The organism is Paraclostridium sp. (assembly GCF_051657365.1).
Lineage (GTDB): Bacteria > Bacillota > Clostridia > Peptostreptococcales > Peptostreptococcaceae > Paraclostridium.
This window is the reverse complement of sequence record NZ_JBOFKN010000070.1, coordinates 21,809-37,183: the sequence shown is the minus strand read 5'-3', so window position 1 is coordinate 37,183 and position 15,375 is coordinate 21,809. Positions and strand designations below refer to the sequence as shown.

Here is a 15,375-nt window from a genome sequence, read left to right as displayed (position 1 = left end):
AGAATATTATGAAAAATAATAAAATAAAAGAGTTAACTCCACTTGCACAAACCAAATTTTTAAGTATTTATGATGCAAGATATGAAAATAAAGAAGGTAATGAAAAACATTGGATGATAGCATCTAGAAAAGAATATGATGTTTTATCAAATAAATATTTTAATGGAAAAGAAGATGAAGTAGATGCAGTTGTTATTGTAGCATTTCATAAAGAAAAAAAGAGCTTGGTTTTAGTTAAACAATTTAGAGTTCCACTAAATGATTATGTATATGAATTACCAGCAGGGCTTGTTGATAAAAATGAAAATCCAGAGTTGACTATAGAAAGAGAACTGAAAGAAGAGACTGGACTTAAAATAGCAGATTTAATCAAAACCTTAGGAAATAAGCAGTTATATTTATCTCCTGGAATGACAGAAGAAAGCGCAAGTTTAGTTTATTGTACTTGTGAGGGTGATTTAAGCACAAAATACCTTGAAGAAGATGAAGATATTACTCCAATATTGATTAACAGAGAAGAAGCAAGGAAATTAATTAATGAAGATGTAAAAATAGATATTAAGGCATTTATGACATTGCAAAGTTTTGTATTATTTGGAGAACAATTTTTTGAATTATAACTAAGGTGATAAAGAAATAGAATTATAGCACTTTGTATAGCCCGATAAGACTAAGATAAAATGATGACAAAAAAATAGATGGTTAGTAATTGAATGACTATTTAAAATATATATTGTTTTTTCACAGCACATAATAAATTAAATATATAGAAAATAGTTGCAATAATATAAGAAAACTTACTATATTGACTGAAATTAGTCAATGTTATATAATACCATATATAGAAGGGGATAAAAAAGATCCCTAACAAATATATTTAATATTTGGAGGATTACTATGGACATAAGAGGAACTAAAACAGAACAGAATTTAATGACTGCATTTGCAGGAGAATCAGAAGCTAGAAATAAATATACATACTATGCTTCAAAAGCTAGAAAAGAAGGGTATAATAAAATTGCAGATTTCTTTGAAGAAACAGCTCACAATGAAATGGCTCATGCAAAAATGTGGTTTAAGTTAATTCATGATGGTATAGGGACAACTGAAGACAACTTGAGAGATGCAGCGGCAGGTGAACATTATGAATGGACAGATATGTATGAAAAGTTTGCTAAAGAGGCTGAAGAAGAAGGATTTCCAGAAGTAGCATTTTTATTAAGAGGGGTTGGATCTATAGAGAAAGAGCATGAAAAAAGATACAATGAACTACTTAAAACTTTAGAAGAAAATAAAGTGTTTGAAAAGGATGAGGAAGTAGAATGGAGATGTAAAAATTGTGGTCATATACATAGATCTACTAATGCTCCGGAGGTATGTCCTATATGTAAACATCCTAAAGCTTTTTTTGAGATAAAAGCAGATGAATTTTAATATATAAATAATTTTAATTATACTTTTTATAAGAAGAAAATATACATAAAATAAAAAACTCTTAATTTTAAATTAAGAGTTTTTTATTTTATAATTTAGAGGTAAGCTCATCAATAACTTCAGCTACTGATTGGATACCTTCGACTTTATAGGCATTACTACCACAAAATAGAAGACCGTTTTCAATATCACCACGTACTGCATCTATAAGAGCCTTAGAAATACAATAAGGTGTACTGCTTGGATTGCATGGAATTAAGCAGTTGTAACATTTAGTGGTTTTTTTACCATTAGAATTAACTGATTTTATAAAGTTATTTTCTATCGCACGTCCAGGCATACCTACAGGGCTTTTTACAATTTTTATATCATTTTCATTAGAATTAACATATGTCATTTTGTAATTATCGGATGCATCACATTCATGTGTAGCTACAAATTTTGTACCGACTTGAACTCCTCCAGCACCCATGTCTATGTATTTTTTTACATCATCTCCTGTAAAAATGCCTCCAGCAGCAATAACGGGTATATTTTTATTAAATTTATCACCATAAATTTTAGCTATATCTAAGATTTTATTAAATTCGCTATCATAATCTATATTGTCTATATCATCTAGTTCTTCATTATGATAACCTAGATGACCACCTGCCTTAGGACCTTCAACTACTATCATATCAGCAGTCGTATTACTTTTTCTATCCCACATTTTAAGTATAACGCTTAAAGCTTTAGATGTAGATACTATTGGAGCTATTTTAACAGAACTATCCTTAACCAGCTTAGGTAAAGCTGTTGGAAGACCTGCACCAGATATTATTAAATCAACACCAGATTCTATACAGGTTTTAACATGTTCTTCATAATAATTCATAGCAACCATAAGGTTAACTCCAATTATACCACCTTTAGAACTTTCTTTAGCTTTTAATATATGTTTTCTTAAAGCTCTTAAATTAGCTTTAAGTGGATTAGCTTCAAAATCATCTTCATCATAACCTACTTGTGCTCCAGATATAACTCCTATTCCGCCACAACTAGCTACAGCCCCTGCAAGAGAGGACCTAGATACTCCAACACCCATACCACCTTGAATTATTGGTACTTTAGCTATTAAATCTCCTACTATTAATGGTTTCATTATTTTCCTCCAAAATACAATTTAACTAGATAGTTATATTTAGTATTAGTACCTAGTAATAATTAGATTATACTATAAAATAAAAAATAATCAATTGTTATTTTTTATACACTTTAATTATAAAAGAATAAAGCTCTTTAAAAGGTATATTTTACCTGAAAGAGCTTTTAAATAAATTTAGTCAGACTTAGTAGATGCAAACTCGGAATCTAAATTATTATAGGAAGATGTATTACTACCGATATTAACAACAGATTTAGTTTTCCAATAACCTTTTTTATAATAAATTCCAGTTACAATTAATCCAACACACCAGCCGATAGGAATTCCCATCCATATACCATTTACTCCGTAAATGGAAGATAACAAATAAGCAGCGGGAATCCTTGCTATCCATAAAGAAATCATAGAACTTATCATAGCAAACATAGAAGCTCCAGCACCACGTATAGCGCTAGTTAGCATAAAAGAAGTTCCTATAAGGAAGAAAAATGGACCAATAATAAGTAGATATCTAGAACCAATAGCCACAACCTCAGGATCTGTATTGAATAACTTTATTAGGTTTTCTTTAAATAAGAAAAATATTAGCAAGACAAATAATGATATTGATAAAGCCATATTAATAGAAGATTTAACTCCTTTTTTAACCCTATCAACTTTACCTGCACCTATATTTTGAGCTACAAAAGTTGAAACTGCACTACCTAAATTCATGATAGGAAGAGATATAAATGTTTCAATTTTAGAACCAGCACCAAATGCTGCCATAGCTGAAGTACCATAACCGTTAACTAGAGATTGAAGTGTTATATTACCTATAGAAAAAAGTGTTTGCTGAATTGCAGAAGGTAATCCAAGTTTTAAACCAATTTTAAATATTTGCGCATCATATTTTAGTTTAGTAAGTTTAATTTTAAAAACATCATGTCGCTTATTAAGATATAAAACACTAAATATAAAAGCTACTGCTTGAGCTATTATAGTAGCTAGAGCAACTCCATTTACACCCATATTGAAATATATTATAAATACAATATCTAAAATTATATTCAATATAGTTGCAAGTATAAGAAAGTATAAAGGGTTTGTAGAATCTCCTAGACCTCTTAATATTGCACATACTGAATTATATCCTGTAGAAAATAAAGTTCCGGCAAATATTATAACTAAATATCCTTTAGCTAAATCGAAAATTTCTGTTGGCGTGTTCATTATTTCAAGTATTTTTCCACTGAAGAAGACGCCTATTATAGTTATAAAAAAAGAAGCTATAAATATGAATATGTATGTGGTATCTATGGTTGCTTTAACTTTATTCATATTTTTAGAACCATAATATTGCGATATTAATATAGAGAATCCTAAAGTTATGCCCATTAAAAATGAAGTTAGTAAAAACATTATTGGATTTGCACCAGATACTGCAGCCATTGCATTTTTGCCAACAAATCTACCAACAATTATACTATCAGCAGTATTATATAATTGTTGAAATAAACTTCCAATTAGCATTGGAAGTGCAAAGTTAAATATACATTTACTTTCATTTCCTATTGTTAAGTCTTTCATTAAAACTCACCTCGTATTATTAATTTGAAAACAAGTCATTAATAGTATAGTAGCAAATATTTAGAATATTCTCTACAAATATAAAAAATAGTATAAGCAAATTGAAATAAGTTTTATAAAGGAAATATCAATATTTTATAAAAGATAAGTAGATAAAAAATAAAATATATAATATAATAAGATACAAATTAATATTATAAAATAACATATATTTTATTCGGGAGGAAAAGGTTTTGGAGATAGCTAAATTAAAAAATATGGCAAAGATACAAATGAAGAGGAATACAGGTTTATTAATAGTTTCAAATTTAATGTTTGGTGTATTGACGATGATTATACCTATAATACAACTTATATCAAATACTGAATTAAATTCAATTACAAAGTTTATACTAATGACATTGGTTCAACCATTATTTTTAGGTATAGCATACATTCATTATAACTTTACTATAGAGGGTAGTGAAGTTAAGCTATTAGATTTACTTTATGGATATAAAGTTAATCTTCTTAGACAAGGTGTTGTGTATATAGTGAGAACTATTATAACTTACTTAATGACTTCATCTTTAGTAACATTAGCTACAACGGTAATTATGATATTTAGACCAAATCAAGTAATGGTTCCTATTATAATGGCTATTATAATATTTGTGCCATCATTTATATTACAAACGTATCTTTCTCAAATATATTATATAATGGTATGTAATAAAGATTTAAAAGGAACTCAAGTTTTAAGAGATAGTATGCTTATGATGAAAGGTAGATTAGTAGAATATATAGGAATAACTTTAAGTTTTTTACCTTGGTTAATATTAGACATATTTACATTTAAGTTAGCATCTATATGGGTTAATCCATATAAAAATCAAACATTAGCAAATTATTATAATACAGTTAAAAACGAATACTATAATAAAAGAAATAAAAATATTGTAGCCTAATACTAAAACAAAAGAGGCGATAGGTATGATAGATGTAAATTTATTAGGGTGTGGGGGATCGATGCCAACACCGAATAGATATCTTTCATCAGCAATTATAAGTTATAGGGGAAGAAAAATACTTATAGATTGTGGTGAAGGTACTCAAGTTTCTATGAAGATAGCAAATACGGGATTTAAAACTATAGATTTTATTTGTATAACTCATATACATGGGGATCATATAATAGGTCTCCCAGGAATATTATCAACTATAGGAAATAGTGGAAGAGAAGACATATTAACTATAATAGGGCCAGTAGGTATAAAGGAAGCCGTAAAAGCTTTTATGGTTATAGTTAGAGAACTTCCTTATGAAATAAATATTATAGAAAATCCTAAGGAAGATATAGTCATAAATAATAATTATATAGACAAGGATATAATAATATCTACTGTAGAAGTAGATCATTCAATTAAATGTATAGCTTACAGTTTTTATATAAAAAGAAAAGCTAAATTTGATATAGACAAAGCTACAAATAATAATGTACCAAAGCAACTTTGGAATAAACTTCAAAATGGAAGAGATATAAAACTAGATAATAATCTATATACTAAAGATATGGTGATGGGGTGTCCTAGAAAAGGAGTTAAGATAAGCTTTGTAACAGATACACGACCTAATGAAGATATTATAAATTTTGTTGAAAATAGTGATTTATTAATATGTGAGGGTATGTATGGTGATGATCATGATATAGAGAAAGCTAAAAAAAATAAACATATGACATTTAGAGAAAGTGCAACTATAGCCAAAACTGCAAAAGTAGAAACTTTAATGTTAACTCATTTTAGTCCTATAGTAAAAGAACCTAATATTTATATAGAAAATGCAACGGATATATTTGAAAATACCATAATAGGTACTGATAGAATGAATATTAATTTAGGTTTTAAAGAGTAGTAATAATTACTACTCTTTTTTAGTTTGAATAAAAAACTAGGGGGTATAAAACTATATAAGATTTAAAAATGGAGGAAAATAATGAGTTATACAGATATAGATAATTGCAGATTGAAAAAAATAGTGAAAGACAAAGATACTTTATTAGTAGATATAAGAACGGAAGATGAATTTGAAGAAAAAAATATAGATGGAGCTATAAATATACCTCTTCAAAATTTAATGTACAATATTGATGATATCATAGAGTACAAGGATAAAAACATTATAATATATTGCAAAAGCGGACATAGAAGTATAACTGCATGCAATTTACTAGAGTTGGAAGGATTTAAAAATATATATAATTTAGAAAAAGGTATTATAGAGTACAAATAAAAAAATGATTAAAGATATATTAGATATCTTTAATCATTTTTTTTGTTTTAGAATTAATTAAAATAAAACCTAAACTTTCATAGTAAGTGATAAGTTTGTCATTATTAGCATGCAAACAAACGGTTTTGTAGCCTTCATTCTTAGCTATTTTATATCCTTCTGTCAATAACTTTTCAGCTAAGCCAATACCTCTAAATTCTTTATTTAAAGCTATATTAGATAAATAATACTCATTGTGAGCACATTCTTTATAAAAAATATAAAATAATGTATTGATTGAAAATAAAACTTTTCTAGTTATATTTTTTTCATAATGTATAAGTTTTAAATCAGCAATGAGTGTTTCCTTTTTTATACGACGACCACCTAGAGATAGTAAAATCCCACAGAATTGACCATTATATTTGCATATTAATAAATTATCTAATTTAAATCTGCAAGTATTTGAATTTAATAGATGTTTGAGTTTTTCTTTTTGTTCTAATTCATTACCATAACCCCATTCATAATTAGGATTGGGCTCAGTATTGTATATTAAATTTATTATTTGTTCAATATCATTATTATTTGCTTTTTTTATAGTGTAATCACTCAAAATTTCAACCCTTTCAAATAAGATGATAATATTATACACTTAAAATTTATAAATTTCATTAATAAATAAAAAATATTATGTATAAATAAAAAACATGTTATTTTATTGAAAACGATATCGCGAAATGGTAGAATTTACTTAGATAAACAAATAACAAATATTAATGCTTAAAATTAAGGAGGGTTTATTATGATACAAGAAAGATTGTCTAAACTTAGAAAATACATGAGTGAAAAAAACATTGATGCTTATATAATACCATCTTCTGATAATCATCAAAGTGAATATGTAGGAGATTATTTTAAAAGTAGAGAATATATATCAGGATTTACAGGTTCTGCAGGTACAGTAGTTATAACTATGGAAGAGGCTGGATTATGGACTGATGGTAGATATTTCATACAAGCTGAAAATGAACTAGAAGGAAGTACTATAAAACTATTTAAAATGGGTGAAGAAGGTGTACCTAGTACTGAAACATACTTATATGAAACTATAAAAAAAGGTGGCGTATTAGGATTTGACGGTAGAGTTATATGTGCTAGAGAAGGGGTTAACTTAGAATCTGAATTAGCTAAAAAAGATATAAAAATAGTATATGATTATGATTTAGTTAATATGGTTTGGGAAAATAGACCATCTTTATCAACAGAAAAAGCATTTTTGCTAGATGTAAAGTATGCAGGGGAAACATTTAGTTCAAAATTAAAAAGATTAAGATCAAGTATGGAAGAGAAAAATACAACAGCTCATGTTATAACAACTCTTGACGATATAGCATGGTTATTTAATATAAGAGGTGGAGATGTTAAGTTTAATCCAGTGGTTTTATCTTATGCATTAATAACTTTAGATAAGGTATACTTATTTATAGATGAAAATAAATTAAATGAAGAAATACTAAATGAATTAAATAAAGAAAGCGTAGTTATAAAACCATACAACGATATATATGAATTTATAAAAACTTTAGAAAAAGATGAAAAAATATTATTAGATTCAACAAAAATAAATTATGCTATATTAAACAATATTCCAAGCGAAGTTGAAAAATTAGATGAGTTTAACCCAACTATGTTTATGAAGGCACAAAAGAATACAATTGAATTAGAAAACATAAGAAATAGTCATATTAAAGATGGTGTAGCTTTTACTAAATTTATGTACTGGCTAAAAAATAATGTAGGTAAAATTGAAATATCAGAACTTAGTGCATCTAAAAAATTAGAGGACTTAAGACGTGAGCAAAATGGATTTATAGAGCCAAGTTTTGGAACTATAGCTGGATACAAAGAACATGCAGCTATGATGCATTATAGTGCAACACCTGAAAGTGATTATAAGTTAGAGCCAAGAGATTTATTTTTGATAGATTCAGGTGGACAATATTTTGATGGAACAACTGATATAACTAGAACTATTGCATTAGGTAAAGTTAATGATGAGCTTAAAAGACACTTTACAGCTGTAGCAAGAGGTATGATAAATCTTTCAATGGCTAAGTTTTTACATGGAGTAAGAGGGTATAATTTAGACATATTAGCAAGAAGACCAATGTGGAATATGGGAATTGACTATAAGTGTGGAACAGGACATGGAATCGGATTTTTATTAAATGTACATGAAGCTCCAAATGGATTTAGATGGAGAATAGTACCTGAGAGATTTGATAGTGCAGTTCTTGAAGAAGGTATGGTAACTACTAATGAACCAGGTATATATGTAGAAGGTTCTCATGGAATAAGAATAGAAAATGAATTAGTAGTTAGAAAATCAGAGAAAAATGAATATGGACAATTTATGGAATTTGAAGTTGTAACTATAGCGCCAATAGATTTAGATGCTATAGATGTAGAAGAAATGAATAGAGAAGAAAAATCATATTTAAATTGGTACCATAAATTAGTTTGTGAAAAAATATCACCATTCTTAAATGAAGAAGAAAAAATATGGTTAAAAGAATATACTAAAGAAGTATAAAAAATACGACAAAAACCGTGCAAAATTAAAAAATTTTGCACGGTTTTTTTAATTAAATAAATGGAAAGTTAGAATTTTAATTAAATTAATATTTTAAGTAGAATAAAATTTAAATATTAAAAACATATCGAGTTTTCATTATTTGATAAAAAATTTTAAAAATAAGAAAAATTGTGTAAATATATTGAAAACGATGCCATAAAATGTTAATATTATAAATGAAAACGAGATACATAAAATTTTATGCAAATAATAAGGGGGCTTATTATGATAAAGGGTAGAGTGGAAAGTTTAAGAGGTTATATGAAAGAGTATGGTATAGATGCATATATAATACCATCTTCAGATAATCACCAAAGTGAGTATGTAGGGGAATATTTCAAATCAAGAGCTTACATATCAGGATTTACAGGTTCTGCAGGTACTTTAATAGTAACTATGAAAGAAGCAGGGTTATGGACTGATGGAAGATATTTTATACAAGCTGAAAGCCAACTAAAAGACACGGGTATTGACTTGTTTAAAATGGGAGAAGAAGGAGTACCGACTACAGAAGAATTCTTAGTTAACACTATGGATAAAGATTCTACTTTAGGGTTTGATGGAAGGCTTATATCTGCAAATGAAGGTAATGTTTTAGCTGAAAAATTGAAGTTTAAAAATATAGGTATAAAATATCAGTATGATTTAGTGGAAAAGGTTTGGATTGATAGACCTTCACTATCAACTGAAAAAGCATTTTTATTAGATATAAAGTATGCAGGAGAAACATTTAGTTCAAAATTAGAAAGACTTAGAAGTGAAATGAAATCTAAGGGTGTTACTAATCATGTTATAACGACTCTTGATGACATAGCATGGTTATTTAATATAAGAGGAAGAGATGTTAAATATACTCCAGTAGTACTTTCATATGCTTTAATAACATTAGATAAAGTTTACTTATTTATAGACAATAATAAATTAAATGATGAAATTTTAAATGAACTAAACAAAGAAAATATAATAATAAAGCCATATGATGATATATATGAGTTTGTAAAGACTATAGATAAAAATGAGAAAGTATTATTAGATGATAATAAAGTAAATTATTCAATATATAATAATTTTTCAAAAGAAGTTGAAAAAGTAAATGGATTTAATCCAACTATGAACTTTAAAGCAATAAAAAATGATGTTGAACTAAATAATATAAGAAATAGTCACTTAAAAGATGGTATAGCATTTACTAAGTTTATGTATTGGTTAAAAAATAATGTTGGAAAAATAGAAATATCTGAAATAAGTGCAGCTGATAAATTAGAAAGTTTAAGAAAAGAACAAGATGGATTTATAGAACCTAGTTTTTCTACAATAGCAGGATACAGAGAACATGCAGCTATGATGCATTATAGTGCAACTTCTGAAAGCGATTACAAATTAGAATCTAATGATTTATTCTTAATAGATTCAGGGGGACAATATTTTGATGGAACAACAGATATAACTAGAACCATTGCTTTAGGTAAAATAAGTGATGAAATTAAAAAACATTTTACTGCTGTATTAAGAGGAATGATAAATTTATCTATGGCAAAATTTTTACATGGAGCTAAAGGATATAACTTAGATATATTAGCAAGAAGACCAATGTGGAATATAGGGCTTGATTATAAGTGTGGAACAGGTCATGGGGTAGGTTTTTTAGGAACTATACATGAAGCTCCAAATGGATTTAGATGGAGAATAAATCCTCAAAGATTAGAAACTGCAACACTTGAGGAAGGTATGGTAACAACTAATGAACCGGGCATATATATAGAAGGTTCACATGGAATAAGAATTGAAAATGAGCTTATAACAAAAAAAGCAGAGAAAAATGAATATGGTCAATTTATGGAGTTTGAAGTTGTAACATTTGCTCCAATAGACATAGATGCAATAGATGTAGAGGAGTTAAACAGAGAAGAAAGAGAATATTTAAATAACTATCATAAATTAGTATATGATAAAGTTTCACCATTCTTAACTGAAGAAGAAAGTAACTGGCTAAAACAATATACTAAAAAAATTTAATAGTGTGCTAAAGTAGCTTTGTATAAGCAAAGCTACTTTAATATAAAAACATTTTAAGGGGGATTTGATAAATGGCAAATACAACATCTGCACCTACAAAGCATCCTAAAGGGCTTTATACTTGTGGGTTGACGTTTACGTTTGAAAGATTCGCATTCTACGGATCTAAGACTTTATTACTATTATTCTTAGCAGAGATGGTATCAAAAGGTGGATTAGGAATAGACTATGCTGATGCAGCAGCTATAGCAGCAAACCTAGCAGCATTCACTTATTTAGCACCTATATTTGGTGGTATGATATGTGATAGATGGATAGGAGCTAGATATTGTGTAATTATAGGGTCAGTCATAATGGCGGCAGGATATGCACTAGGTTATTTTGCAACAAGTGTAATATGGGTTCATGCAATGATAATTTTAATATCGATAGGAACTGGTTTCTTTAAAGGAAATTTAAATGCGTTAGTAGGGGAATTATATGATGATAATACTAGAAAAGATGCAGCCTTTTCTTTATTATATACATTTGTTAACTTAGGATCTTTCATAGGGTCATTAACTATAGGTATATTATATACTAAAACTTTTGCAGTTATAGAAAATGGACAACTTATTGAATATGGATTCAGACAATGTTTTATGCTAGCTGCAATAGTTATGCTACTTGGGGGATTATTATTTACTTGTACTATGAAGTACTTAGGCGAAGCTGGGAAATACCCACAAAAGATGCTTGATAAACAAGCTGGTAAGACAAAAGATACTAAAGCTGGAGATAGACCTTTAACTAAAAAAGAAAAAGATAGAGTAAAAGTAATATTTATATTATCATTCTTCTCGATATTTTTCTGGGTATTCTATAATCAAGCTGGATCTTCATTAACATTATATATGAAAGATTTTGTTGATTTATCAGTTGGAACATTTGAAATACCAGTAATGTGGATAGAAACTACATTAAATGGATTATTATGTGTACTTTTAGGACCAGTTATGGCTGCTATATGGACAAAGTTATCTAATAGAAAACAAGGCGATTTAAGTATGGCTCAAAAGATAGCTTTAGGATATGTATTTTTAGCAGTAGCATTTGGGTTCGTTATAGTTGCTGAAGTTACTAGAGGAGTAGGAGCTCCTGCGAGTGTTAAAGCAAGTGTAGTATGGTTAATGATATTTGTATTATTCCAAACTATAGGAGAGATGTGTTTCTCACCACTTGGAAACTCTTTAGTAAGTAAAATAGCACCAGCTAAATACTTATCTTTATTAATGGGAGTTTGGGCATGTGCTACTTTCTTTGCAAATAAAGCAGCAGGATATGTTCAAATGGTAATAGAAAAAATGGGTCTTATGCAAACATTTATTGCAATACCTGTAATATTAGTAGTAGGTACTTTTATATTACTTGGATTTAATAAAAAGTTAACTTCTATGATAGGTGAAGATGAAGAAGAAGAAGCTATAGCTTAATACTATAAACTTAAAGACTAGGATAATATCCTAGTCTTTAATAGTTTTTGTTTATAGATTTTAGATACTCAGTAGGTGAAAATCCATAAACTTTTTTAAATTTATTAGAAAAATAATGGATTGAATTAAATCTAAGAATTTCAGATATTTCGCTTATAGTATAATTAGATTCTTTTATAAGTTCTTTACTTTTTTTCAATTTTAAATCATTTATATACAACTTTACAGTAGTATCTAAATTTTTTCTAAATAATAGATGGAGTTTAGAACCACTTATATTGAATTTATCACAAATTGCTTTTATATCTAAATACTCATAAACATTATCATTTATAAAGTTTAAGATAGAATTTAACAGTTCATCATCATAATACTGTTGAACTTTATTAACAGGTTTTATAATAGAACTTTCAAAGTCTATGCTAAGTATTTTAAGAACAAGTTCTTTTAAGTAACATATAGATAATTCATCACAATATAAGTGTGTAGAATTTAATTCTTTCATAAGTTTGCTTATAATATTATATATTTCCTTATTAGATGAGAATATTTTATTAGAAATAAGTGAAGCATCATTAAAATCCATGTTAAAACTTACTGTTAAATAAGAGCAAGACTTTTTATCGTCTGTATATTGCGTGTGATATTCATTGGGAGCATAGAAAAATAAATCACCTTGGGTTAATTTATACTCAATGTTATTAACCTTGGTATAAAGTACTCCTCTATCAACATATGTAAGTTCCCAAAAATTATGTTTTTCTCCGTTAAATAAATAGTTTGTAGATTTTTCTTGATAAAATTTAGTATAAATTTTATTAATTAAAATAGTTGGAACTATTTCTTTATAAGTGTAGGATTGACTTAAATTTACTGTATCTGAAAATGGACTTTCTCCAAATAAATCAACACTACAGTTATCGGATACAGGTATGAAATTGTAATAAATACCTTTATTTAGTTTTATTCTACCATTTAAAACAAAAGATTCTATATTTCTAAAATTAGAATCTTTAGAAGTTATAATAAGAACCACGCCACTTTTTAATTTAATATATAATTCAGTATTTGAAGAATAAAGAAGATCAACTGATTTATCTAAAAGTTTAATTGATGATTTTTTTTCGTAAGGAACAAGATCATCTGGCAAGGTTGTTAAAATTGAACCGTATTTTTCAAAAGATAAACAAGTAGTCTGTTTAAACAATGCATAATCCCCCTAAAATTATGAAATCTATTTCCTATATAATATTTTACAAAAAAATCCAATAAAAATCAAAATTAAATTATTATTTTGAATTGAAATTTCTATACAAAAGTATAAAACTTTTATACAAAAGTGCAAATACATAAATTATATAAAGTATTAAAATATAAGTAAGTAAAATATATACAGTTTAAAATTGAGGGGGTAGTAAACAATGAAAAAAATAACAGTAGCAATAATTGGAGCTGGAGCAAGGGGAATGCATGCCTATGCACCGTATTTTAAACAACACGAGGAACTAGGGAAAGTAGTTGCTGTAGCAGAGCCTCATGATATAAGAAGAGATATATGTATTAAAGAACATAATATAGATTCTAAAAATGTATTTGAAACTTGGGAAGATTTATTAGAAAAAGATAAATTAGCAGATGCTATAATAATAGCGAATAATGATGAGGCACATTATGAGCCAACTAAAATGGCGCTTGAGAAAGGATATCATGTTCTTTTAGAAAAGCCTATGTCAAATAAATTAGAAGATATTGTAAAGCTTGGAGAATTAGCAAAACAGTATCCAAATCAAGTATTTATGATATGTCATGTACTTAGATATACAACATTTTTCTCAAAATTAAAAGAAATAGTAGATAGTAAGGAACTAGGAGAATTAGTAAGTATACAACATAATGAAAATATAGGATACTGGCACTTTGCTCACTCATTTACGAGAGGAAATTGGAGAAATAGCAATGAAACAAGTCCTTTAATATTAGCTAAAAGTTGTCATGATATGGATATATTATTATGGTTAACAGGAAAACAATGCACTAATTTATCTGCGTTTGGACACTTAACTCATATGAGAGACGAAAGTTTTAAAGATGGTATGGCTGAAAGATGTTTAGATTGTAATGTGGAAGAAAGATGTCCATACTCTGCAAAAAAACTTTATTTATCTGAAAAACCTATATTTGCAAAAGTAGTACATCCAGTTCCAACAAAGGAAAATTTAGAAAAAGCTCTAAGAACAGGACCATATGGGAGATGTGTATACAAATGTGATAACAATGTTGTTGACCACATGGTTACAATACTTGAATTTGAAGATGATGTTACAGCTACGTTTAACTTGTCTGCATTTACAGAAGAATGTAATAGAACTATAAAATTAATGTTTACGCATGGAGAAGTTGGCGGTAATCATGTTAAAAATACGATAGAAATTAAAAAGTTTGAAAACTTTGGAAAAAATACGATTGAGACTATAATTCCAGAAGAAGTAGAAGGTGGACATGGTGGAGGAGATTATGGAATAATGCAAGATTTTGTTAGTTTAGTAGCTGCAAATGGTGGAGAAGGAAGAACTAGTGCAACTAAGTCTGTGGAAAGTCATATAATGGCATTTGCAGCAGAACATTCAAGATTGAATAAAGAAGTGGTTAATATAGATGATTTTTGGAGTAAAGCAATAAAAAAATTACAAGTTAACGCTTAAAAAATTATAATGTACAAAATTGTAAAAATAATGTATAAAATTGCAAATACAAAATAAATGTTAATATTATATTATATTTATAGAAAGAATAGTTTGATAATTAGGAAAACGTTACTAAAAATGTTTTATTAAAGGGAAGGGGATTGT

The 15,375-nt window shown here is 27.6% G+C and carries 13 protein-coding genes; 9 read left to right on the top strand and 4 right to left on the bottom strand.

Annotation, left to right across the window (positions count from 1 at the left end):
* The first annotated feature begins 8 nt into the window (after positions 1-8).
* Together ACRCYC_RS04940 and rbr are read left to right on the top strand one after the other, a co-directional pair.
* Positions 9-620 (top strand): NUDIX hydrolase, encoded by a 612-nt coding sequence (locus ACRCYC_RS04940; protein ID WP_438617988.1) that lies wholly within the window; start codon positions 9-11, stop codon positions 618-620.
* Between the two features lie 277 nt (positions 621-897).
* Positions 898-1,434, top strand: a complete 537-nt coding sequence (gene rbr, locus ACRCYC_RS04935; protein WP_438617987.1) for a rubrerythrin — start codon at positions 898-900, stop codon at positions 1,432-1,434.
* 88 nt (positions 1,435-1,522) lie between these two features.
* Here the strand turns inward: rbr and ACRCYC_RS04930 are convergent, their stop codons facing one another.
* On the bottom strand, positions 1,523-2,578 hold the full coding sequence (locus ACRCYC_RS04930; protein WP_438617986.1) for an NAD(P)H-dependent flavin oxidoreductase: 1,056 nt from the start codon (positions 2,576-2,578) through the stop codon (positions 1,523-1,525).
* Positions 2,579-2,755: 177 nt separating this feature from the next.
* The gene (locus ACRCYC_RS04925; protein WP_438617985.1) at positions 2,756-4,150 is read right to left on the bottom strand and encodes an MATE family efflux transporter; all 1,395 of its coding nucleotides are present in this window, start codon (positions 4,148-4,150) and stop codon (positions 2,756-2,758) included.
* A 233-nt stretch (positions 4,151-4,383) separates the two neighbouring features.
* Here ACRCYC_RS04925 and ACRCYC_RS04920 point away from each other — a divergent pair, with 233 nt between their 5' ends.
* The 3 genes from ACRCYC_RS04920 to ACRCYC_RS04910 all read left to right on the top strand — a co-directional run bounded on the left by ACRCYC_RS04920 (position 4,384) and on the right by ACRCYC_RS04910 (position 6,421).
* Positions 4,384-5,097 carry a DUF975 family protein gene (locus ACRCYC_RS04920; RefSeq protein WP_438617984.1) on the top strand — a complete coding sequence of 238 codons (714 nt, stop codon included), beginning with the start codon at positions 4,384-4,386 and terminating at the stop codon, positions 5,095-5,097.
* A 25-nt stretch (positions 5,098-5,122) separates the two neighbouring features.
* Positions 5,123-6,043, top strand: a complete 921-nt coding sequence (locus ACRCYC_RS04915; RefSeq protein WP_438617983.1) for a ribonuclease Z — start codon at positions 5,123-5,125, stop codon at positions 6,041-6,043.
* 81 nt (positions 6,044-6,124) lie between these two features.
* Positions 6,125-6,421: a rhodanese-like domain-containing protein gene (locus tag ACRCYC_RS04910; protein ID WP_438617982.1), complete on the top strand. Its 297-nt coding sequence runs from the start codon at positions 6,125-6,127 to the stop codon at positions 6,419-6,421.
* A gap of 19 nt (positions 6,422-6,440) precedes the next feature.
* On the opposite strand, the gene ACRCYC_RS04905 is transcribed toward ACRCYC_RS04910, so the two are convergent.
* A complete protein-coding gene (locus ACRCYC_RS04905; protein ID WP_438617981.1) occupies positions 6,441-7,016 on the bottom strand; it encodes a GNAT family N-acetyltransferase in 576 nt (191 codons plus the stop codon).
* 186 nt (positions 7,017-7,202) lie between these two features.
* On the opposite strand from ACRCYC_RS04905, the gene ACRCYC_RS04900 reads away from it, so the two are divergent.
* From ACRCYC_RS04900 to ACRCYC_RS04890, 3 genes are all read left to right on the top strand, one after another.
* Positions 7,203-8,996 carry an aminopeptidase P family protein gene (locus ACRCYC_RS04900; protein WP_438618011.1) on the top strand — a complete coding sequence of 598 codons (1,794 nt, stop codon included), beginning with the start codon at positions 7,203-7,205 and terminating at the stop codon, positions 8,994-8,996.
* A gap of 264 nt (positions 8,997-9,260) precedes the next feature.
* A complete protein-coding gene (locus ACRCYC_RS04895) occupies positions 9,261-11,054 on the top strand; it encodes an aminopeptidase P family protein (protein ID WP_438618010.1) in 1,794 nt (597 codons plus the stop codon).
* Between the two features lie 71 nt (positions 11,055-11,125).
* Positions 11,126-12,526 carry a peptide MFS transporter gene (locus ACRCYC_RS04890; protein ID WP_438617980.1) on the top strand — a complete coding sequence of 467 codons (1,401 nt, stop codon included), beginning with the start codon at positions 11,126-11,128 and terminating at the stop codon, positions 12,524-12,526.
* A 37-nt stretch (positions 12,527-12,563) separates the two neighbouring features.
* Here the strand turns inward: ACRCYC_RS04890 and ACRCYC_RS04885 are convergent, their stop codons facing one another.
* Entirely contained in the window at positions 12,564-13,733 is a 1,170-nt protein-coding gene (locus tag ACRCYC_RS04885) for an AraC family transcriptional regulator (RefSeq protein WP_438617979.1), read from the bottom strand.
* Between the two features lie 214 nt (positions 13,734-13,947).
* Between ACRCYC_RS04885 and ACRCYC_RS04880 the strand changes: the two genes are divergently transcribed.
* Entirely contained in the window at positions 13,948-15,228 is a 1,281-nt protein-coding gene (locus ACRCYC_RS04880) for a Gfo/Idh/MocA family protein (RefSeq protein ID WP_438617978.1), read from the top strand.
* Positions 15,229-15,375 lie beyond the last annotated feature (147 nt).